The 19,805-nt window shown below is 72.6% G+C and carries 17 protein-coding genes; 4 read left to right on the forward strand and 13 right to left on the reverse strand.

Going from position 1 to position 19,805, the window contains the following annotated elements:
* Positions 1-13 precede the first annotated feature (13 nt).
* The gene (locus tag ACIBL4_RS20325) at positions 14-592 is read left to right on the forward strand and encodes a Repetin (protein ID WP_399411958.1); all 579 of its coding nucleotides are present in this window, start codon (positions 14-16) and stop codon (positions 590-592) included.
* Here ACIBL4_RS20325 and ACIBL4_RS20330 read toward each other — a convergent pair.
* Positions 561-1,757, reverse strand: a complete 1,197-nt coding sequence (locus ACIBL4_RS20330; protein ID WP_399411960.1) for an MFS transporter — start codon at positions 1,755-1,757, stop codon at positions 561-563. The two genes, ACIBL4_RS20325 and ACIBL4_RS20330, sit on opposite strands and share 32 nt — an antisense overlap.
* Before the next feature lie 318 nt (positions 1,758-2,075).
* Here ACIBL4_RS20330 and ACIBL4_RS20335 point away from each other — a divergent pair, with 318 nt between their 5' ends.
* Positions 2,076-2,549, forward strand: coding sequence for a hypothetical protein (locus tag ACIBL4_RS20335; RefSeq protein ID WP_399411962.1), 474 nt, complete (start codon positions 2,076-2,078; stop codon positions 2,547-2,549).
* Here ACIBL4_RS20335 and ACIBL4_RS20340 read toward each other — a convergent pair.
* From ACIBL4_RS20340 to rpe, 7 genes are all read right to left on the reverse strand, one after another.
* A complete protein-coding gene (locus ACIBL4_RS20340) occupies positions 2,546-2,998 on the reverse strand; it encodes an Lrp/AsnC family transcriptional regulator (RefSeq protein WP_184981650.1) in 453 nt (150 codons plus the stop codon). The genes ACIBL4_RS20335 and ACIBL4_RS20340 overlap by 4 nt on opposite strands.
* A 10-nt stretch (positions 2,999-3,008) precedes the next feature.
* Positions 3,009-4,475 (reverse strand): amino acid permease, encoded by a 1,467-nt coding sequence (locus tag ACIBL4_RS20345; RefSeq protein WP_399411965.1) that lies wholly within the window; start codon positions 4,473-4,475, stop codon positions 3,009-3,011.
* Positions 4,476-4,643: 168 nt separating this feature from the next.
* Positions 4,644-5,210, reverse strand: coding sequence for a GNAT family N-acetyltransferase (locus tag ACIBL4_RS20350; protein WP_399411967.1), 567 nt, complete (start codon positions 5,208-5,210; stop codon positions 4,644-4,646).
* Positions 5,211-5,287: 77 nt separating this feature from the next.
* Positions 5,288-6,730, reverse strand: coding sequence for a GuaB1 family IMP dehydrogenase-related protein (locus ACIBL4_RS20355; protein ID WP_399411969.1), 1,443 nt, complete (start codon positions 6,728-6,730; stop codon positions 5,288-5,290).
* 158 nt (positions 6,731-6,888) lie between these two features.
* Positions 6,889-7,227, reverse strand: a complete 339-nt coding sequence (locus ACIBL4_RS20360; protein WP_399411971.1) for a barstar family protein — start codon at positions 7,225-7,227, stop codon at positions 6,889-6,891.
* A 3-nt stretch (positions 7,228-7,230) separates the two neighbouring features.
* The gene (locus ACIBL4_RS20365) at positions 7,231-8,274 is read right to left on the reverse strand and encodes a sugar-binding transcriptional regulator (RefSeq protein WP_399411973.1); all 1,044 of its coding nucleotides are present in this window, start codon (positions 8,272-8,274) and stop codon (positions 7,231-7,233) included.
* Positions 8,275-8,352: 78 nt separating this feature from the next.
* Positions 8,353-9,039 (reverse strand): ribulose-phosphate 3-epimerase, encoded by a 687-nt coding sequence (gene rpe, locus ACIBL4_RS20370; protein WP_399411975.1) that lies wholly within the window; start codon positions 9,037-9,039, stop codon positions 8,353-8,355.
* A gap of 140 nt (positions 9,040-9,179) precedes the next feature.
* Here rpe and ACIBL4_RS20375 point away from each other — a divergent pair, with 140 nt between their 5' ends.
* Positions 9,180-11,321 carry an MMPL family transporter gene (locus tag ACIBL4_RS20375; RefSeq protein WP_399411977.1) on the forward strand — a complete coding sequence of 714 codons (2,142 nt, stop codon included), beginning with the start codon at positions 9,180-9,182 and terminating at the stop codon, positions 11,319-11,321.
* Here the strand turns inward: ACIBL4_RS20375 and ACIBL4_RS20380 are convergent.
* Both ACIBL4_RS20380 and fmt read right to left on the reverse strand, forming a co-directional pair.
* Positions 11,302-12,729, reverse strand: a complete 1,428-nt coding sequence (locus ACIBL4_RS20380; RefSeq protein ID WP_399411979.1) for an RsmB/NOP family class I SAM-dependent RNA methyltransferase — start codon at positions 12,727-12,729, stop codon at positions 11,302-11,304. The genes ACIBL4_RS20375 and ACIBL4_RS20380 overlap by 20 nt on opposite strands.
* A gap of 69 nt (positions 12,730-12,798) precedes the next feature.
* A complete protein-coding gene (gene fmt, locus ACIBL4_RS20385) occupies positions 12,799-13,731 on the reverse strand; it encodes a methionyl-tRNA formyltransferase (RefSeq protein ID WP_399411981.1) in 933 nt (310 codons plus the stop codon).
* A gap of 325 nt (positions 13,732-14,056) precedes the next feature.
* Here fmt and ACIBL4_RS20390 point away from each other — a divergent pair, with 325 nt between their 5' ends.
* The gene (locus ACIBL4_RS20390; RefSeq protein ID WP_399411983.1) at positions 14,057-14,602 is read left to right on the forward strand and encodes a hypothetical protein; all 546 of its coding nucleotides are present in this window, start codon (positions 14,057-14,059) and stop codon (positions 14,600-14,602) included.
* Between the two features lie 162 nt (positions 14,603-14,764).
* On the opposite strand, the gene ACIBL4_RS20395 is transcribed toward ACIBL4_RS20390, so the two are convergent.
* The 3 genes from ACIBL4_RS20395 to coaBC form a co-directional block, all read right to left on the reverse strand.
* Positions 14,765-16,912: a primosomal protein N' gene (locus ACIBL4_RS20395; protein ID WP_399411985.1), complete on the reverse strand. Its 2,148-nt coding sequence runs from the start codon at positions 16,910-16,912 to the stop codon at positions 14,765-14,767.
* A 158-nt stretch (positions 16,913-17,070) separates the two neighbouring features.
* Entirely contained in the window at positions 17,071-18,279 is a 1,209-nt protein-coding gene (metK, locus tag ACIBL4_RS20400; RefSeq protein WP_399411987.1) for a methionine adenosyltransferase, read from the reverse strand.
* A 238-nt stretch (positions 18,280-18,517) separates the two neighbouring features.
* A complete protein-coding gene (gene coaBC / locus ACIBL4_RS20405) occupies positions 18,518-19,720 on the reverse strand; it encodes a bifunctional phosphopantothenoylcysteine decarboxylase/phosphopantothenate--cysteine ligase CoaBC (RefSeq protein WP_399411989.1) in 1,203 nt (400 codons plus the stop codon).
* Between the last annotated feature and the right edge of the window lie 85 nt (positions 19,721-19,805).

A 19,805-nucleotide genomic window follows, 5' to 3' on the forward strand; every position in this document is an offset into this window, starting at 1 on the left:
GGAAAGGACCGCCATGAACCGCCGTACGAGGACCGCCTTACTCGGCTCCGCGCTGCTGCTCACCGTCGCCGCCGCGGCCGGCTCGGCCGGGGCAGCCGCCCCCGACGCGAAGCACGGGAGCACTACAGCCTCCGCCCCCGACGAGAGCAGGCGTGAGGCCGCCGCGCTCACCGGCAAGGCCAAGCTTTACCGGTCGGCCGGGGACGACATCACCTTCTCCTTCGACGCGCACCTGGCCGCGAAGGACACGGCCGACCCGATGAAGGCCACCGGCACGTTCGAGTGGAGCCACTACCTGAACGGCGAGGGGGCCTGGGCGAAGGCGAAGGTCGACTGCCTGGTGACCGGCGGGAAGGTGGCCGTCGTCTCCGGTGTGATCACCGACTCCGACCTGCCGGGGGCCGAGGGCAAGCGGGTCGGCATCACCGTCCACGATGCCGGCCGGTACGACCGCCTCGGCTACAGCTGGGCGTCGACGGGCAGCCCCGTCGAGACGAAGGAGCTGCCCAAGTGCGTGGGCTCCGCCCCCTTCGAGAAGGTCAGGAAGGGCACGGGCGACTTCACGGTCGTGCCGTGGCGGCCCGCGCTCTAGCCAGCGCCAGCGCCGTCACCGCGTAAGGGATCGCCAGCACCGCGAAGACACTGCTGTGCGCCATGTCCGTGCCGAGCAGCGCGTACACCCCGAACGTGGCGACCGTCGCCAGCTCGGTGCCCAGGCTCGCGACGGAGGTGAGCGTGGCCCGGCGTGACTCGTCGATACGGTGCTGGAGGCGGACGTCGGCCAGCACCTCCGCCAGCTGGAATCCGGCGAAGGCGAGGCTCACGAGGGCGATACCGGCCAGTGAGCGGGACGCGGCGCCCACGGCCAGGGCGAGTGCGGCGCCCGCGAGCAGCATGGCGAGACCGGCCGGGCCGAGGCGCTCGGCCGGTCCCGTCAGGAGGCTGCCGACGGTGACCCCCGCCCAGATCAGCATGATCAGGTAGGGCACCGTCGCCTCCGCGACGCCGATGTCCCGGACCAGCAGCGGGGTGTACTCGTCGAGCGCGCCCCACACCGCTGCCACGGCCGGGACCAGCAGCAGGGCGCCGCGCACGGAACGGTCCCCGCGGACCTCGGCGAGCCCGGTCCGCAGGGTCGTCGCCCAGCTGTCGCCCGCGTGGTCCGGCCGCACCCGGTGCTCGGGGAACCGGGTCGCCGTGAGGGCGGTCAGCACACAGGCCAGGAAGCTGGCGGCACCGACCGCCGCGTAGCCGCCCTGGGCGAAGACCGGCCCCGCGAGGCCGAGCGAGGCCACGGTGCCCACCAGCCGCGCGGCCCGGGCCCGGCCCATGACCCGTGCGTACCGGTCGGCGGCGCCGAGGTGGTCCAGCTCGTCGTAGACGAGGGCCTCCAGCGCACCGGAGCCGAGCGCCCCGCCCGCGCCCCACAGGACGAAGCCGACCGCGAAGGCCCAGTACGACGGCACGATCACCCACAGCGCGAAGCCTGCGGCTGTGAGCAGCGGGCCGATCCACAGCAGCCTCCGGCGTGACACGGCGTCGGCCCAGGCGCCGGAGGGCACTTCCAGCACCACCGAGGTGATCGACCACAGGGCGAACAGGGAGGAGATCTGCCAGAGCGACATGCCGGTGTCGGCGAACAGCAGCGCGTACACCGGGTAGAGCAGGACGAAGTCGTCGAGGAACGCGTAGCCGTACAGCGTGGTCGTCAGCCGCCGGACGCCGGTGGCGGGCACGCGTGCGGGTGAGAGTGTCATGAGGCCTTCCCGTAAGAACCGATCGGACGCCGGGGATACGGCGGCCGAGGCGGTCCTCGGGAGGCGCGGCTGGTGGATCAATGTCGCCAGGTCATGACACCGATGGTAGGCGGGCCGGGGCCCGGAGCACAGCGAGAATTTCTCCAGGGACGTCCTCCGCCCGGAAGCAGGGACGTCCTCCGCCGGGAGGAGGGCGGGCACCGCCCGTCTCCGCCGCACGGCGACGGATGTCCGCCCGCCGGAGGAGGCCCCCGCACGGAGGGCCGCGCGAGACTGGCCGGGCAAGCCCAACCCGACCGGCCGGCGAAGGGGGTCTCCATGAACGCCGCCGCACTGCTCTCCCTGCCGTACGTCGACGAGCACACGACGGTCGTCGCGGCGGACGCCGAGGTCGTGTGGGGCGCGCTCGGTGAGGTTCTGGACCGCTCCTTCGGGGGTGGCCGAGCGGTCGCGTACGCACGCCTGGTCGGCTGCGCCGACCGCACGGCCTCCGGGCCCCGTCCCCTGGGCGAGGGCTCGACGATTCCCGGTTTCCGGGTGGCATCCGCGGTTCCGGGGGCGGAACTGGTCCTGATCGGGCGTCATCGCTTCTCGACGTACGCCCTGCTCTTCCACCTGGACGAGGCGGGCCCGGGACGCACCCGGCTGCGTGCCGAGACCCGGGCGAGGTTCCCCGGCCCGGCCGGCGCCCTCTACGGCCGTCTCCTCATGACCACGGGCGGCCACGCACTCGGCGTTCGGCGCCTGCTGACGGCGGTGCGCAGGGCCGACGCCACCGCCGGCACCTGCTAGGTCGGCGACCCCGACGAGAAGCGCCGCAGCAGCGGCGACAGCACGAGCACGGACTTGGTGCGCTCGACGAACGGCTCCCCGGCGATCCGCTCCAGGACCCGTTCGAAGTGCCGCATGTCGGAGGCGAAGACCTGGGCGATCGCGTCCGCGTCCCCGGTGACGGTGGACGCGGCCACGACCTCCTGGTAGCGCTCCAGGCCCCGCTGGATGGTCTCCGGGGACGTGTTGCCCCGGCAGTAGATCTCGACGAACCCCTCGGTCTGCCAGCCGAGGGCGCCCGGGTCCACCCGTACGGTGAAGCCGGTGATGGCACCGGTGGCCCGCAGCCGGTCCACGCGCCGTTTCACGGCGGGCGCGGACAGGCCGACGATCTGGCCGATGTCGGCGTAGGAGCGGCGGGCGTCCTCGGCGAGGGCGTGCACGATGCGTTCGTCGAGATCGTTCAGCACAGTGGGTCGGTCACTTTTCGGATGGTGCGAGTCGGGAACGGCGATAGCCGTACAGGAAGTAGAACACGAGCCCGGCGGCCATCCAGACACCGAAGACGACCCAGGTCACGGTCGGCAGACTGCCCATCATCCAGACGCAGAAGGCCAAGCCCAGCGCGGGCAGGACCGGGGAGAGCGGCACCCGGAAGGTGCGGGGCATGTCCGGCCGGGTCCGGCGCAGCACCACGACGGCCACGTTGACCAGCGCGAAGGCGAACAGGGTGCCGATGCTGGTGGCGTCGGCGAGCTGCCCGAGCGGGATCGCGGCGGCCAGGACGCCGCAGAACAGGGAGACGATCAGGGTGTTGGCGCGAGGCGTGCCGGTCTTCGGGTGGACCTTGGCGAACACCTTCGGCACGAGGCCGTCGCGGGACATGGCGAACAGGATGCGGGTCTGGCCGTAGAGGACGGTCAGCACCACGCTCGCGATGGCGACGACGGCGCAGAACGCCAGCAGCGTGCCCCAGAACGTCTGCCCGGTGACCTCGCGCATGATCTGGGCGAGGGCGGCCTCGGAGTCGGTGAAGTTCTTCCAGGGCTTGGCGCCGACCGCGACGGCGGCGACGAGGACGTACAGCGCCGTGACGATGACGAGCGACAGCATGATCGCGCGCGGCAGGTCGCGCTGGGCGTTCTTCGCCTCCTCGCCGGCGGTGGAGGCGGCGTCGAAACCGATGTAGGAGAAGAACAGCGTGGCCCCGGCGGCGCTGACGCCCGCCATGCCCAGCGGCATGAAGTTCTCGTAGTTGCCGGAGCGCAAGCCCTGGACGCCGATGGCGCAGAACATCACCAGCGCGGCGATCTTCACGATGACCATGACGGTGTTGGCGCGGGCGGACTCGCGGGCGCCGCCCAGCAGGAACGCCATCGCGAGCAGGACGACGATCAGCGCGGGCAGGTTGAACACGCCGCCGTCGCCGGGCGGGGCGGACAGGGCGGCCGGGAGGGTGACGCCGATGGTCCCGTCGAGCAGTTCGTTGAGGTACTCGCCCCAGCCGACGGCGACGGCGGCGACGGACACGCCGTACTCCAGGACCAGGCACCAGCCGCATATCCAGGCGATCAGTTCGCCCATCGTTGCGTACGCATACGAGTACGAGGAGCCGGAGACCGGGATGGTGCCCGCCAGCTCGGCGTAGGACAGGGCCGAGAACAGGGCGGTCAGGCCGGCGATGACGAAGGAGAGCGTGACGGCGGGGCCCGCCTTGGGGACGGCCTCGCCGAGCACGACGAAGATGCCGGTGCCGAGGGTGGCACCGATGCTGATCATGGTGAGCTGCCACAGGCCGAGAGAGCGCCGCAGCGAGCCTCCCTCGCCCTGGCCACCCTCCCCGACCAGGTTCTCCACCGGCTTGCGACGCATGAGGCGCGCGCCGACGCCCGGGGACGGCGGGGCGGTCTGACTACTGCTGTGCGGGGGTGCGCCTTGGTCGAGCACGCGCTGACTCCTTCGTCACTGCCGGTCTTGGGCGGCGGGGACCGGCAGAGCCCCGCCCGACAGCCGGGACCCACCGAGCGGGGTCCCCGCCACGCCACGTACGAGGCGACAGCCTACGAGCAGGGACGTTGCCCGTGTAATGCAGCAACCTTGCGCATGGCCGCAAGATCATTGCGTTCCTCGTGACTGGCCGGAGGTTCGTTGCACGTCGGCGTTCGTCCATTGCACGGGACTTGCTCGGACCAGCTCTTTCACCAAGAACGTGAGCTCCTCGACACACTCGTGCGTGACACCGTCGTGGTCCTCGTAGGACCAGCGGCCGACGTAGGGGGCGAGTGGCCGGTAGCCGAGCCGGGCGTAGAGAGCTGCGGCCCGCGGGTTGTCGTCGGCGACGCCGAGGCCGACGGCCGTGCGGCCCCGCTCCCCCGCGCGTTCCTCGGCGGCGCGGACCAGGGCGCTGCCGATGCCGCGCGAGCGCAGCGTCTCGGGCCACACGGAAAGCGCGTTGATCTCCGGGCAGCCGGGCCGTGCCGCTCGTACGGAAGCGTCGTCGCAGCCGCCCCAGCGCAGCTCCGTGTGCCCCACGGGCCGTCCGTCGAGCCAGGCGACGAGATAGGTGCTCAGGCCCCGCTCCTGGCGCTCGAAGCGGCGTGCGTGGAACGAGGTGGCGCCCGGGGAGCCGAGGTGCTGATCGAGCAGCGCCACGTCGGCGGCCCGGCAGACTGTGATCTCCATGGCGTACGACGGTAGGGCGCCCGCATGCGCGAGGCCCCCGATTTTTCATCGGGGGCCTGGGACGAGGCGGGGGGCTGTCAGTTCCAGCTGGCGTGCAGGGGCTTGCCCTCGGCGTAGCCGGCGGCGCTCTGGATGCCGACGATGGCCTTCTCGGCAAACTCCTCCAGGGAGCCGGCACCGGCGTAGGTGCAGGAGGAGCGGACGCCCGCGATGATCGAGTCGATCAGGTCCTCGACGCCGGGGCGGGCCGGGTCGAGGAACATCCGGGAGGTGGAGATGCCCTCCTCGAACAGCGCCTTGCGGGCCCGGTCGTACGCCGACTCCTCGGAGGTGCGGTTGCGCACGGCCCGGGCGGAGGCCATGCCGAACGACTCCTTGTAAGCACGCCCCTGGGCGTCGTGCTGGAGGTCGCCCGGGGACTCGTAGGTGCCCGCGAACCAGGAGCCGACCATCACGTTGGACGCGCCGGCGGCGAGCGCCATGGCCACGTCGCGCGGGTGGCGGATGCCGCCGTCGGCCCACACGTGCTTGCCGTGCTTCTTCGCCTCGGCGGCGCACTCCAGGACGGCGGAGAACTGCGGCCGGCCGACGCCGGTCATCATGCGCGTGGTGCACATGGCGCCGGGTCCGACACCGACCTTGACGATGTCCGCGCCCGCCTCGATCAGATCGCGCACGCCCGCCGCGGCCACCACGTTGCCCGCGACGATCGGCACCTGCGGGTCGAGGTCGCGCACCAGCTTCAGGGCGCTGATCATCGACTCCTGGTGGCCGTGCGCGGTGTCGATGACGAGCGTGTCGACGCCCGCGTCCAGCAGCTGCTTGGCCTTGCCCGCGACATCGCCGTTGATGCCGACGGCGGCGGCGATGCGCAGCCGCCCCCGCGCGTCCGTGGCCGGCGTGTAGAGCGTGGCGCGCAGGGCGCCCTTGCGGGTGAGGATGCCGGCGAGCGTGCCGTCCTTGTTGACCGCGGGGGCGTAGCGGCGGTTGGCGTGGTCGAGGGTGTCGAAGGCCTCGCCCGGGTCCATGTCCGCGTCGATGAGCAGCAGGTCCCGGGACATGACCTCGGACAGCTGCGTGAAGCGGTCCACGCCGGACAGGTCGGATTCGGTGACCACGCCGACCGGCCGGTGGTTCTCGTCGACGACGACCCCGGCGTTGTGCGCGCGCTTGGGCAGCAGGGACAGCGCGTCCGCGACGGTCTGGTGGGGCACCAGCATGATCGGGGTGTCCAGGACCAGATGGCGGCTCTTGACCCAGGAGACGACGTCGGTGACCACGTCGATCGGAATGTCCTGCGGTATGACGACGAGGCCGCCGCGGCGGGCCACGGTCTCGGCCATGCGCCGCCCGGCGATGGCGGTCATGTTGGCGACGACGAGCGGGATGGTGGTGCCCGTGCCGTCCGGGGAGCTGAGGTCGACGGCCTGCCGCGAGCCCACCGAGGAGCGGCTCGGCACCATGAAGACGTCGTCGTACGTCAGGTCGTACCCGGGCTGGATGTCATTGAGGAAACGCACGTGCTGCACATCCCAGTCGATCAGAGGTGACCCCCCGACCGGCCGGCCAGGGGGAAAGAGCACGTACTTCATTGTCCCATGCCGGATGTGCGCACGTCCCCCAGCGGATCGTCCAGGCTGGTCAGGGGCGCCTTAGGAGGATGCTCCAAGCGCGAGGGTCACGACCCGAGGGTCACGAAGAGACCCGGCCCCCGGTCCGTCGCCTCCGCGAAGATCTCCTCCGCGACCTGCCACTCCTCGGGCCGCTTCTCGGCGTACTCCCGCCAGCCCCGGACGACGACCAGCAGCCCCTGCTCCACGGCTCCCTCGGGCCAGAGGCCGGGGTCGGCCAGGCAGTCGGCGAGGGCGTCCCAGTTGCGGCCGAACCACTCGGGCAGACAGAGGTCACGGGCGCAGCGGTCCATGAGGCCCGCCTTGTCCGTGACCCCCTCCAGGTCCAGCACGAGCACGATCCGGCCGGCCGGATCGTCCGGTACCTCACGCGCCTCCCTGGCCATACGTCAGACTCCGTCCGGATCGGTCCTGTTGAGCGCGGGCTTCGGTGCCGGGCCCGCTGTCATCAGATAGTCCGCCGCCGACGTGTCCGTCACCAGGCTGGTGACTAGCCCGGACCGCAGCACCGCGTCGATCGCGGGTCCCTTGCGCTGCCCGCCGGCGATCGCGACGACCTCGGGGATACGGCGGAGCTGGTCGGCCTTGACGGTGATGCACCGTTCGCCCAGGTCCCGGCCGACCCTGCGGCCCTCGGCGTCGAAGAGGTGCGCGGACATCTCGGCGGCGACACCGAGGGAGGCGTAGTGCGCGCGCTCCTCGTCGCTGAGCATGTCGTGCACCGTGGAGATGCCCGGCTCCCAGGAGCCGATGGAGACGCAGGCGACGGTGACCTTGTCGAAGTGCTCGAAGGCCCGGGCGATGCCCGTCTGGTTGCGCAGCGCCGTGGCCGTGGCCGCGTCGGGCAGGAGCATCGGCGCGTAGATGGGGTGCGCGTCACCGCCGGACACCTGGGCGGCACGGCGTACCGCCTCCACCGAGCCGCGCTCGGCGGTCCCGGCGTCGTACACGCCCGTCAGCTGCACCACCGTGCACGGCGGCAGCCGGTCGAGCGCCGCCGCCATGTGGATCGTGGAGCGGCCCCAGGCCAGGCCCAGCACATCACCTTCGTTGACCAGCTCGCCGAGCAGGTCGGCGGCCACCTCTCCCAGGTTCTCGGGGTCGGGCGACTCCTCGGCATCGGCCGGGGACTCGACCACGACGGCGTGCCTGAGGCCGTAGCGGGCGCGGAGCGCGTCCGAGCGCTCGGCGTCCAGCTCCGCAGGCACACGGATCTCGATACGTACGAGATCCCGTTCGAGGGCGGTCTCCAGGACCCGGGCCACCTTGAAGCGGCTGACGCCGAACTCCTCCGCGATCTGGATCTTGGACTTCCCCTCGAGGTAGAAGCGGCGGGCCATGGCCGCCGCCTGCACCAGCTCAGCGGGTCCCATCCGCATGGCTGACCGGCCCGCCGACATACCCGACACGGCGATCTCCTCACTGCTGTTCACACTCTGGATTCGCCGTTCATCCTTGCAGATCCGGCGCGGTTGATCAGCCCTGATGAGAGCCGTTCACTTTGCTGTGGCTCAGTGGTCGCAGGCCCAGGAGGCCTTGGCGGTCGCCGCCTCCGCCTGCGTGCGTAGTGCACGTACCGCCGCTGCCGGGTCGTTTGCCCCGTAGACCGCCGATCCGGCCACGAAGACGTCGGCTCCAGCGTCGGCACACCGCTCGATGGTGGAAGTGGAAACTCCGCCGTCGACCTGGAGCCAGAGCTCCAGACCGTGCTTGCTGATCAACTCGCGGGTGCGGCGAATCTTGGGAAGCATGATGTCGAGGAAGGCCTGTCCCCCGAAGCCTGGTTCGACCGTCATGATCAGCAGCATGTCGAGCTCGGGGAGCAGGTCCTCGTACGGCTCGATGGGGGTCGCGGGCTTCAGCGCCATGGAGGCGCGGGCGCCCTTGGCGCGGATCTCCCGGGCGAGCCGGACCGGGGCGGCGGCCGCCTCGACGTGGAAGGTGACGGAACCGGCCCCCGCCTCGACGTACTGGGGCGCCCACCGATCGGGGGCCTCGATCATCAGATGGCAGTCCAGCGGGGTGTCCGTCGCACGGGCGAGCGACTCTACGACCGGCACGCCGAGCGTGAGGTTCGGGACGAAATGGTTGTCCATGACGTCGACGTGGAGCCAGTCGGCTCCTTCCACGGCCTTCGCCTCGTCCGCGAGGCGGGCGAAATCGGCGGACAGGATGCTGGGGTTGATCTGCGCGGCCATGACCTAAGACTGCCATGCCCTCCGGGGGTTGTGGCCATCGGTCCCCGGTGGGAACGGTGGTACGTCGGCCGCGGGCCGTTGTGGGTTGCTCGCGCAGTTCCCCGCGCCCCTGACGGGGCGCTTCTGCGGAGGGGGTCGCCATGAAGAGCGGCGTTGCTCATCTCGTCTGCGGGCGGCGGGCCAAGTGGCTGGTGCTGGTGCTGTGGGTGGTGGTGCTGTTCGTCGCCGCGCCGTTCGCCATGAGGCTCACCGACGCGCAGGACAACGACGCGTCGTCCTGGCTGCCGGGGTCCGCGGAGTCGACGCAGGTGCTGGAGATCTCCGAGGACTTCCGGCCGGAGCAGATCCCGGCGGTGGTGATCTACGCCCGGGACAGTGGGCTGACGGCCCGGGACCGGGCGGAGATCGCCGAGGACGTGCGGCAGCTCAAGGAGCTGCGGGACCATGGCATCCGCGGCGCGGAGACCCGGGGACCGGTGTTCGACCGGCAGACCGATCCGCGGGCGGCGCAGGTCTTCGTGCCGATCACGATGGACGAGAAGGGCTGGGAGCGGATCGCGCCCGCCGTCGACTCGATCCGGGATGACGTCGGCGAGGGCGGCGGCGGCCTGGCCGTGCACATCACGGGCCCGGGCGGCACGTCGGCGGACTTCGCGGAGGCCTTCGAGGGCATCGACTCGACGCTGCTGTTCGCGGCGATGACCGTCGTCATCGTCATGCTGCTCATCACCTACCGCAGCCTGACGCTGCTGCTGGTCCCCCTGATCTCGGTGGTCTGCGCGCTGTTCACCTCCCAGGCGCTGATCTACCTGCTGGCCGAGCACGCGGGGCTGACGGTCAACGGCCAGAGCGCCGGCATCCTCACGGTGCTGGTCTTCGGGGCCGGGACGGACTACGCCCTGTTGCTGGTCGCCCGTTACCGGGAGGAGCTGCGCCGGCACGAGGACCGGCACGAGGCGATGGCCCTGGCGCTGCACCGCGCGGGACCCGCCGTGCTGGCCTCCGGCGCGACGGTCGTGCTGAGCATGCTGGTGCTGCTGGCCGCCGAGATGAATTCGACCAGCGGCCTGGGCCCGGTCGCCGCGATCGGCGTCGCCGTCGCCCTGCTGGCGATGATGAGCCTCTTCCCCGCCCTGCTGGTGATCTTCGGCCGGTGGATCTTCTGGCCGGCGATCCCGCACTACGGCACGCCCGACCCGACCGAGCGCGGCATCTGGGCGCGCACGGGCCGCCGTATCGCCCGCCGCCCGCGCACGACGTGGGCCGTGACGGCACTGGTCCTGGCGGTCTGTTCGCTGGGCCTGATCCAGCTGCGCGCGGAGGGGATCGGCAACGCGGACGCGTTCACCGGGAAACCGGACTCGGTCACCGGCCAGGAGGTGTCGGCGCGCTACTTCCCGGCCGGCAGCGGCGATCCGCTGGTGATCGTGAGCAACCAGGCGCAGGCCGTGCAGGTGGGCCGCGCGGTCGCCGGGACGCAGGGCGTCGTGCCGCAGTCCCTCGGTCTGCCGCCCGGCACGAAACCGGCCTTCGAGGGCAAGGTCCTGTTCGAGGCCACCATGACGGCCCCGTCGGACAGCGAGGCCGCCAAGCAGACGGTGGAGCGGGTCCGGGACGCCGTGCACGCGGTGCCGGACGCCGACGCCCAGGTGGGCGGCGGTACGGCGGCCCTGCTGGACATGGACGAGGCCACCACGCACGACAACGTGCTGATCATCCCGCTGGTGCTGGTGGTCGTCCTGCTGATCCTGTGCGTCCTGCTGCGCGCCCTGATCGCCCCGCTGCTGCTGATCGGGACGGTGATCCTTTCGTTCGCGGCGGCGCTCGGCATCAGCGCGCTCGCGTTCCGGTACGTCTTCGACTACGCGGGCGAGGCGACCGACTTCCCGCTGTTCGTCTTCGTGTTCCTGGTCGCCCTGGGCATCGACTACAACATCTTCCTGACCACCCGCATCCGCGAGGAGGCGGCCCGCCAGGGCACCAGAGCGGGCGTGGTCACGGGTCTCGCCGCCACCGGCGCGGTCATCACCTCCGCCGGGCTGGTCCTGGCCGGCACCTTCGCCGCCCTCGGCACTCTCCCGATGGTCGCCTTCGCCGAGATCGGCTTCGCGGTCGCCCTGGGCGTCCTCATCGACACGTTCGTCGTGCGCTCGGTCCTGGTGACGTCGCTGTTCCTGGACGTCGGTCCGAAGGTGTGGTGGCCGCACCGGCTGGCCAGGGAGGACGGCGGTGCGGCGGCCCGGGAGAGCGTCGGGGCGGGGGTCAGCCGGTCCGGCGGATGAGCGCCAGGTACATCGCGTCGGTCCCGTGCAGATGCGGCCACAGCTGCACGTCGGGCCCTTCGCCGAGGTCCGGTACGCCGGGCAGCAGCGGCCGGGCGTCGAGGAGCTCGGTGTCCGGGTGCTGCTTGAGCACGTCGGCGACCACGGCCCTGGTCTCGGCGAGGTGCGGCGAGCAGGTCGCGTAACCGACGACACCGCCGGCCCGCACCGACTCCAGGGCGGTGCGCAGCAGTCCGCGCTGCAACGGCGCGAACCCCTCCAGGTCCTCCGGCCGGCGCCGCCAGCGCGCCTCGGGGCGGCGCCGCAGGGCACCGAGCCCGGTGCACGGCACGTCGACCAGCACACGGTCGAAGCTGCCGGGCCGCCACGCCGGACGCGTCCCGTCCGCGGCGATCACCTGGTACGGCCCTGGGTTCCCCTCCAGCGCCCTGGCCACGAGCCCGGCGCGGTGGGTCTGCTTCTCGGAGGCGACGAGCAGCGCGCCCCGCTGGGCCGCGAGAGCGCCGAGCAGCGCGGCCTTGCCGCCGGGCCCCGCGCACCCGTCCAGCCACCGCCGGTCGGACCCCTCCAGCGGCGCGTTGGCAAGGGCGAGCGCCACGAGCTGGCTGCCCTCGTCCTGCACGCCCGCGCGTCCGTCCCGTACGGCCGCGACGGCGCCCGGCTCACCGCCCTCGGTCAGCCGCACGGCGTACGGCGACCAGTGCCCCGGCAGGGCGGCGTCCTCTTCGAGCAGTTCCTCGGCGGTGGCCCGCCCGGGCCGCGCCACCAGGGTCACCTCGGGCCGCTCGTTGTCGGCGCGCAGCAGGTCCTCGATGCCGGCGCGACCGCCGCCGAGGGAGTCCCACAGCGCCGACACGACCCACCGCGGATGCGAGTGGACGACGGCGAGATGGTCCTCGGGGTCCTCGTCATAGGGCGGCGCGACCTGCTCCAGCCAGCCGTCCAGATCGTGCTGGGCGACCTTGCGCAGCACGGCGTTGACGAACTTGGCACGCCCGTCGCCGAGCACGACCCGCGCGAGCTCGACGGTGGCGGACACGGCCGCGTGCGTCGGGATCCGCGTCCCGAGCAGCTGGTGCGCGCCGAGGCTCAGCACGTCCAGCACCGGCGGGTCGACCTCCCGCAGCGGCCGGTCCACGCAGGCCGAGATGACCGCGTCGTACGTCCCCTGCCGCCGCAGCGTGCCGTACACCAGCTCGGTCGCGAGCGCCGCGTCACGGGCGTCGAAGTTCTCGGGTCCCTCCTTCTCCCGCGCCTTGCGCAACAGGGGCGGCAGAACGAGGTTGGCGTAGGCGTCCCGCTCGTCCACGGCCCTCAGCGCCTCGAAGGCGAGGATGCGGACGGGGTCCTTCTTGGGCCGACGGTAGGGCTTGCCGGACGTACGGGGCCGACGGGGCTGGTCGCTCACGAAAAAGGTGCTCCGGGTGTGAGAAGAAGTGCGCCGTCCAGCCTACGCCGCCCAGCACGTGGCGCCGTGTCAGCCCCCGAGCCGCTCGCCCTCGGCGATCCGCACCCCGCGCGCCCAGTCCGCCGCCCGCATCGGCTTCTTGCCCTGGGCCTGCACCCAGACCAGCTCGACGGCGTGCGAGCCGGTGCCGACGTACACGTTGTTCTTCCGGGCGGAGATCTGCCCCGGGGCGAGATCCGTCCGGTCCGGCACGGGGGTGACCTGGATGAGCTTGAGCCGCTCACCGCGGAACGTGGTCCAGGCGCCGGGAGCCGGAGTGCAGCCCCGCACCATCCGGTCGACGCGCAGCGCGGGCGCGGACCAGTCGATGCGGGCGTCCTCGACATTGACCTTCGGGGCCAGGCTGATCCCCTCGGCCGGCTGCGGTACGGCCTTCAGCGTGCCGTCCTCGATCCCGTCCATGGTCGCCGCGAGCAGCCCGGCACCGGCGAAGGCCAGCCGCGTGAGCAGATCACCGCTGGTGTCGGTGGGCCGGATCTCCTCGGTGACCGTCCCGTACACCGGGCCGGAGTCGAGCCCCTCCTCGATCAGGAAGGTGGAAGCCCCGGTGATCTCGTCCCCGGCCATGATGGCGTGCTGCACGGGCGCGGCACCGCGCCAGGCCGGCAGCAGGGAGAAGTGCAGATTGACCCAGCCGTGCGCGGGGACGTCGAGGGCGACCCGGGGCAGCAGGGCGCCGTAGGCGACGACGGGACAGCAGTCCGGCCCGATCTCCCGCAGCCGCTCCAGGAACTCGGGGTCCTTCGGCTTCGCGGGCTTCAGCACCTCGATCCCGGCCTCCTCCGCCCGCTCGGCGACGGGCGACGCGACGAGCCTGCGCCCCCGCCCGGCCGGCGCGTCGGGCCGCGTGACGACGGCGGCCACCTCGTGCCGCTCGGAGGCGAGAAGAGCGTCCAGAGCGGGAACGGCGACCTCGGGTGTACCGGCGAAGACGAGCTTCATGGGGTGGTGGGGGCCTCTCGGACGGGGTTGATGACGGGCAACGCCCAAGTCTATGAGCCGCAAACGGAAAGCCGCCGACGGCGCCCGGCCCCCACGGGAGACCTCAGTCTCTTGGCCAACTGTTACGGGCGGTGCGCGGCTGGGAGACCAAAGCCGAAGGCCGCAGGCCGAGGCGCGCGCCCGGCGCAAACGGGCGCACACATATACCCCCACGCCCCCACACCGTGACCCGCGGAGCGAATCCGCGTTGGTCAAGACAGAGTTGACCACTTCGGGCCGCGATCGCGGCCCAATTCCTTTCAACGCCGGTTCGAGAGGCTTGTTCATGGCCGACCACGCAACCCACGACGCCCAGGCTCGGGCCAGCCTGCACTTGCTGGTGCGGGACATCGAGCGGGTCCGCCGGCAGGTGGACGCACTGCGCACACTCACCGCCCAGTTGGGCAACGTCTACCGCCCGCGCCGCTCCGGCCCCTCCACGGGCTTCGTCGTCTACGGACGCGCCCCCGCCCCGACGGTACGTCTCGCCCAGGAGCTGCGGGACAGTGTCGAGACCCTGGTCACGGCGGCCGTGGACTTCGACCGCTCACTCGGCTTCTCGTGGGACGCGGTGGGCTCCGCGCTCGGAGTAACCAAACAGGCGGTGCACCGCCGGTACGGCGCACGCCGGGCCACGGCCCAGCCGGCCGCGGTCGAGGCGGAGCGCACACCGGAGCCGTCGGGCTCCCGCACGGTCAGTGTGAACACCGGCCTCCCCACGGTCCCGACGGTCCCGGCGGCCCGCTCCATGCCCACTCAGCCGACGGCGGGCAGCCCGGCCCTCCGCGACGAGGCGAGGCCGACGGCCTTCCCCGGCCCGCGCAACGGCTGAACCGCACTCCGCCCGGACAGACCGCTGCCCTCCCGATGCGTCCGGGAGGGCAGCGGCGTGTACGCGGGAGAACAGCGGCGGGCAGCGGCGTGTACGCGGAAGAACAGCGGCGCGCACCGGGCGACGACCACAGCCACCGCGCCACCGCGCCACCCCACCGCTTCACCCGATGTCAGCCGGATCGATCCGCACCCACACAGGCTCCGCACTCCCCCGGGCCATCCGCGCGGCCTGCGCGGCCTTCAGCGCACCGGCCAGCGCCGCGCCCTTCCCCGGCGGCACCCTGACCAACGCCCGCTCCCACTGTTCCCCGGCCGGCGGCGCCCCCGCCCGCCGCGGTCGCCCCGCCGCGGGCACGGGCAACGGCACCGGCCCCAGTACCTCGGCCTCCGGCGGCAGTTCGGCCGCACGGAGAAACTCGGTCACCGCCTCCGCCGGCCCCGACACGGCCGCCATCCGCGACACCGGCGGAAACCCCAGCTCGGCCCGCTCGGCGAGTTCCCGCACCGCGTGACCGACGGGGTCCCACCGTACGAGCGCCTGGACGGGCCGCAGCGTCGGCTCGGCCACGACCACCACCGTGCCGCCGGCCGGCTGCGGCCGGACGAGCGCCCCGGCCGCGATCCACCGCCGCAACGCGTCTTCCCCGGCCCGCAGATCGGGCCGCCCGAGCATGGCCCACCCGTCCAGCAGCAGCGCCGCCGCGTACCCGCCCTCGGCGACGGGCTCGGCCCCCGGCGTGCTCACCACCAGTGCGGGCGCCCCCGGCACCGTGTCGAGCACGTGTTCACGGCCCGAGGTCCGCACCGGGACGGCGGGGAAGGCCCGTCCGAGTTCCTCGGCGGTCCGCCGGGCACCCACCACCGAGGCACGCAGCCGGAAGGCGCCGCACTCCGGGCAGTGCCAGCCGCCCTCCTCACGGCCGCACCACCCGCAGCACAACGCGCCGCCGTCCCTGGTCTCCAGCGGTCCGGAGCAGTGCCGGCAGCGCGCGGGTGCCCGGCAGTTGGCGCACGCCATGCGCGGCACGTATCCCCGCCGGGGCACCTGCACGAGCACCGGGCCGTGCCGCAGGCCTTCCCTGACGACCTGCCAGGCGAGGGTCGGCAGCCGGGCGGCCCGGGCGGCCTCGTCCCGTGCGAGGTCCCCGTCCCCGACGGTGCGGACGAGCGGGGCGGTGGCGCGCACCTGCTCACGCCCGGCGACCAGCGGGCGCGCCCACCCGGTTTCGACAAGCTGCGCGGCCTCCACCGTGCAGCCCCAGCTGCCCAGCAGGAAGCCGCACCTGTCCTGGGCGGCCCGCAGCAGCAGCACCTCGCGCGCGTGGGGCTGCGGGGCGTGCTGCTCGCTGTGGCTGTCGTCCCCGTCGTCCCAGATGGCCACGAGCCCGAGGTCCTGGACCGGTGCGAACATCGCGGCCCGGGTCCCGATCACGGCTCGTACGGAGCCCCGCCGGACCGCGAGCCACTGCGCGTACCGCTTCTCGGGACCCGCGTCGGCGGTGAGCACCGCGTGCCGCCCCTCCCCCAGCAGGGCGGTCAGGGCGGCGTCGGCCCGCGCGACCGCCCGCCCGTCGGGCAGGACCACGAGCGCCCCGCGACCGGAGGCCAGCGCCGCCCCGACCGCCCGGGCCAGCTCCTCGCTCCACTCCGGGCCGGGCAGCGCGTTCCACACGGCCCGTGGCGCACCGCCCGAGGCCAGCGACTCCAGGAAGGCCGCCCCCTGCTCGTACCGCTGCCAGGTGCCCGCCTCGGGCGCCGGGGGCGGCGGCAGCGGTGCGGGCGAGGGGCGCTGCTCGGCCCGCGCGTTGCGCGGGGGCACCGCGAGTTGCAGGACGTCGGCGAGGCTGCCCGCGTACCGGTCGGCGACCGCCCGGGCCAGCCCCAGCAGCTCTTCGCTGAGCACCCGCTCGGGCGACACGACCTGGGCGAGGGCGGCCAGCGGCCCGGAGTAGTCGGACTCGGCCAGCCGCTCGACGAGGAACCCGTCGATCAGCCCGCCGCCCTCGCGCCGGCCGTCCCGCACCCGGTGCCGCCCGGCCCCGAACCGGACCCGCACCCGCACGCCCGGCTGGGCCTGCTCGTCCAGTTCCTCGGGCACGGCGTAGTCGAAGTACCGGTCGAGGTGGAGCACGCCCTTGTCGACGAGCACCCGCGCGACGGGCAAGTTCCTGGCGAGCGCGGCCCCGCGCCAGGTCCGCGGCTTGGCCCGGGGTGTCTTGGCCTTCCGGACACTCTCCCGGATGAGCGCGAGCTGCTCGGGCGGCGCACCTTCCGCGCCGCCGCCCGCCTGTTCGTTCCCGCTGCTCACGCTTGCATTCTTACCAAACACCACTGACATCCGGCGGGTCCCGAGTACCCGCCGCCTGCGCACCGGACGCACGACGAGGCCCGGCGCCCCGAAGGGTGCCGGGCCTCGCGAGGTACCGCGGCGGCGTCGGGCGCGCGGCCCCGCCGTCTTGCCGGGACTTACAGCCCCGCGGCCTTGCGCAGCGCGTCCACGCGGTCCGTCCGCTCCCAGGTGAACTCGGGAAGCTCGCGACCGAAGTGGCCGTAGGCCGCCGTCTGGGAGTAGATCGGGCGGAGCAGGTCGAGGTCGCGGATGATCGCGGCCGGACGGAGGTCGAAGACCTCGTCGATCGCCTTCTCGATCTTCTCCGTGTCGACCTTGGCGGTGCCGAAGGTCTCGACGAACAGACCGACCGGCTCGGCCTTGCCGATGGCGTACGCCACCTGGACCTCGCAGCGGGTGGCGAGACCCGCGGCGACGACGTTCTTGGCGACCCAGCGCATCGCGTACGCGGCGGAGCGGTCGACCTTGGACGGGTCCTTGCCGGAGAAGGCGCCGCCGCCGTGGCGGGCCATGCCGCCGTAGGTGTCGATGATGATCTTGCGGCCGGTCAGGCCGGCGTCACCCATCGGGCCGCCGATCTCGAAGCGGCCGGTGGGGTTGACCAGGAGGCGGTAGTTCTCCGTGTCGATCTTGATGCCCTCGTCGAGCAGCGCCTTGAGCTCCGGGTCGACGACGAACTCCTTGATGTCCGGAGCCAGGAGCGAGTCCAGGTCGATGTCGGAGGCGTGCTGCGAGGAGACCACGACGGTGTCCAGGCGGACCGCCTTGTCGCCGTCGTACTCGATGGTGACCTGCGTCTTGCCGTCCGGGCGCAGGTAGGGGATGGTGCCGTTCTTGCGCACGTCGGACAGGCGCTTCGACAGGCGGTGCGCCAGGAAGACCGGCAGCGGCATCAGCGTGGGCGTCTCGTCCGTCGCGTAACCGAACATCAGGCCCTGGTCGCCCGCGCCCTGCTTGTCGAGCTCGTCCTCGTCACCCTCGACACGGGACTCGTATGCCGTGTCCACGCCCTGGGCGATGTCCGGGGACTGCGCGCCGATGGACACCGAGACACCGCAGGAGGCGCCGTCGAAGCCCTTCTTGGAGGAGTCGTAGCCGATTTCGAGGATCTTGCTCCGGACCAGCGTCGCGATGTCCGCGTACGCCTTGGTCGTGACCTCGCCGGCCACATGCACGAGGCCGGTCGTGATCAGGGTTTCGACGGCGACCCGGGAGGTCGGGTCCTCGCGGAGCAGCGCGTCGAGAATGGTGTCGCTGATCTGGTCAGCGATCTTGTCGGGGTGACCCTCGGTCACGGACTCCGAGGTGAACAGGCGACGGGACACAACGCTCCCTGGGGTTGCAGCGGCTGCTGGCTGATCATTTGGCGGACGGCGGGGGCTGCACCCGGCGCCGTCCGTGGAACAGCTTATCGGTCACGCTTAGGCCACGGTCTCCCTGTCTCGACACTCGGAAGCCCTGTGACCTGCGGCACGGGCATTCTGCCCAATGCCGTGCTGCGTTGGCCAGAGGCGCCACGCCGCGATCGGCCGGGTTTCACGGGGTCGCAGGGCGACTGAAACATCAGCGGAGACGCTCGACCACCAGGTCCCATACGGTTTCGGCCAGGGCTTCCTTGGGTCCGTGCGGCACCGCGGTCTCACTGCCGTCGGCGCCCAGGACGACGGCCTCGTTCTCCTCGGAACCGAAGGTCCGGCTCTCCCCGACCTCGTTCACCACCAGCAGATCGCAGCCCTTGCGCTTCAGTTTCGCGCGGCCGTTGGCGAGCACGTCGTCGGTCTCCGCGGCGAAGCCGACGATGACCTGTCCGGGGCGGGCGCGCTCGGTGGAGATCTCCGCGAGGATGTCCGGATTCCGCACCAGGGTGATCGGCTCCGGCTCCTGGTCGTCCTTCTTCTTGATCTTCCCCGCCGCGTACACCGCCGGGCGGAAGTCCGCCACCGCCGCCGCCATGACCACCGCGTCGGCGTCGGCGGAGGCCTGCAGCACGGCCTCGCGCAGCTGCACGGCGGTGCCCACGGGGACGACGTCCACGCCGGCCGGGTCGGGCAGGGCGCTGTTGGCCGCGATCAGCGTGACGCGGGCGCCGCGGGCGGCCGCGGTGCGGGCGAGGGCGTAGCCCTGCTTGCCGGAGGAGCGGTTGCCGAGGAACCGGACGGGGTCCAGGGGCTCGCGGGTGCCTCCGGCGCTGATCACGACATGCCGGCCCTTCAGGTCGGGCTCGGTCAGGCCCCGGGCCAGCACCCGGCGGCAGACCTCGAAGATCTCGCCGGGGTCGGGCAGCCGGCCCTTGCCGGTGTCGACGCCGGTGAGGCGGCCCACTGCCGGTTCGATGACGAGGGCGCCGCGGCGGCGCAGCGTCGCCACGTTCTCCCGGGTGGCCGGGTGCTCCCACATCTCCGTGTGCATGGCGGGGGCGAAGACGACCGGGCAGCGGGCGGTGAGGAGCGTGTTGGTGAGGAGGTCGTCGGCGAGGCCGTGGGCCGCCCTGGCGAGCAGGTCGGCGGTGGCGGGGGCGACGACGACCAGGTCGGCGTGCTGTCCGATACGGACGTGCGGGACCTCGTGCACCTCGTCCCACACCTCGGTGGAGACCGGGTTTCCGGAGAGCGCGGACCAGGTGGCGGCGCCGACGAAGTGCAGCGCGGAGGCGGTGGGCACCACGCGCACGTCATGGCCCGACTCCGTCAGCCGCCGCAGCAGCTCACAGGCCTTGTACGCGGCGATGCCGCCACTGACCCCCAGAACGACCTTCGGCTTGTCCACGTCTCTCCCCGGACCTCGGCAACCGGCACACCGTACGACTCCATGACACACCACAGGCCCGGCAGTCGGCCTGCCGGGCCTGTGG

The sequence above is a fragment of the Streptomyces sp. NPDC050416 genome, from assembly GCF_044458845.1.
GTDB lineage: Bacteria > Actinomycetota > Actinomycetes > Streptomycetales > Streptomycetaceae > Streptomyces.

What these genes read in the sequence shown, in the direction of transcription:
- ACIBL4_RS20375 (WP_399411977.1), top strand. Translation starts at nt 9,180, where the DNA reads ATGAAGAGCGGCGTTGCTCATCTCGTCTGCGGGCGGCGGGCCAAGTGG.
- rpe (WP_399411975.1), bottom strand. Translation starts at nt 9,039, where the DNA reads ATGGCCGCGCAGATCAACCCCAGCATCCTGTCCGCCGATTTCGCCCGC.
- fmt (WP_399411981.1), bottom strand. Translation starts at nt 13,731, where the DNA reads ATGAAGCTCGTCTTCGCCGGTACACCCGAGGTCGCCGTTCCCGCTCTG.
- ACIBL4_RS20390 (WP_399411983.1), top strand. Translation starts at nt 14,057, where the DNA reads ATGGCCGACCACGCAACCCACGACGCCCAGGCTCGGGCCAGCCTGCAC.
- ACIBL4_RS20325 (WP_399411958.1), top strand. Translation starts at nt 14, where the DNA reads ATGAACCGCCGTACGAGGACCGCCTTACTCGGCTCCGCGCTGCTGCTC.
- ACIBL4_RS20330 (WP_399411960.1), bottom strand. Translation starts at nt 1,757, where the DNA reads ATGACACTCTCACCCGCACGCGTGCCCGCCACCGGCGTCCGGCGGCTG.
- ACIBL4_RS20335 (WP_399411962.1), top strand. Translation starts at nt 2,076, where the DNA reads ATGAACGCCGCCGCACTGCTCTCCCTGCCGTACGTCGACGAGCACACG.
- ACIBL4_RS20350 (WP_399411967.1), bottom strand. Translation starts at nt 5,210, where the DNA reads ATGGAGATCACAGTCTGCCGGGCCGCCGACGTGGCGCTGCTCGATCAG.
- ACIBL4_RS20360 (WP_399411971.1), bottom strand. Translation starts at nt 7,227, where the DNA reads ATGGCCAGGGAGGCGCGTGAGGTACCGGACGATCCGGCCGGCCGGATC.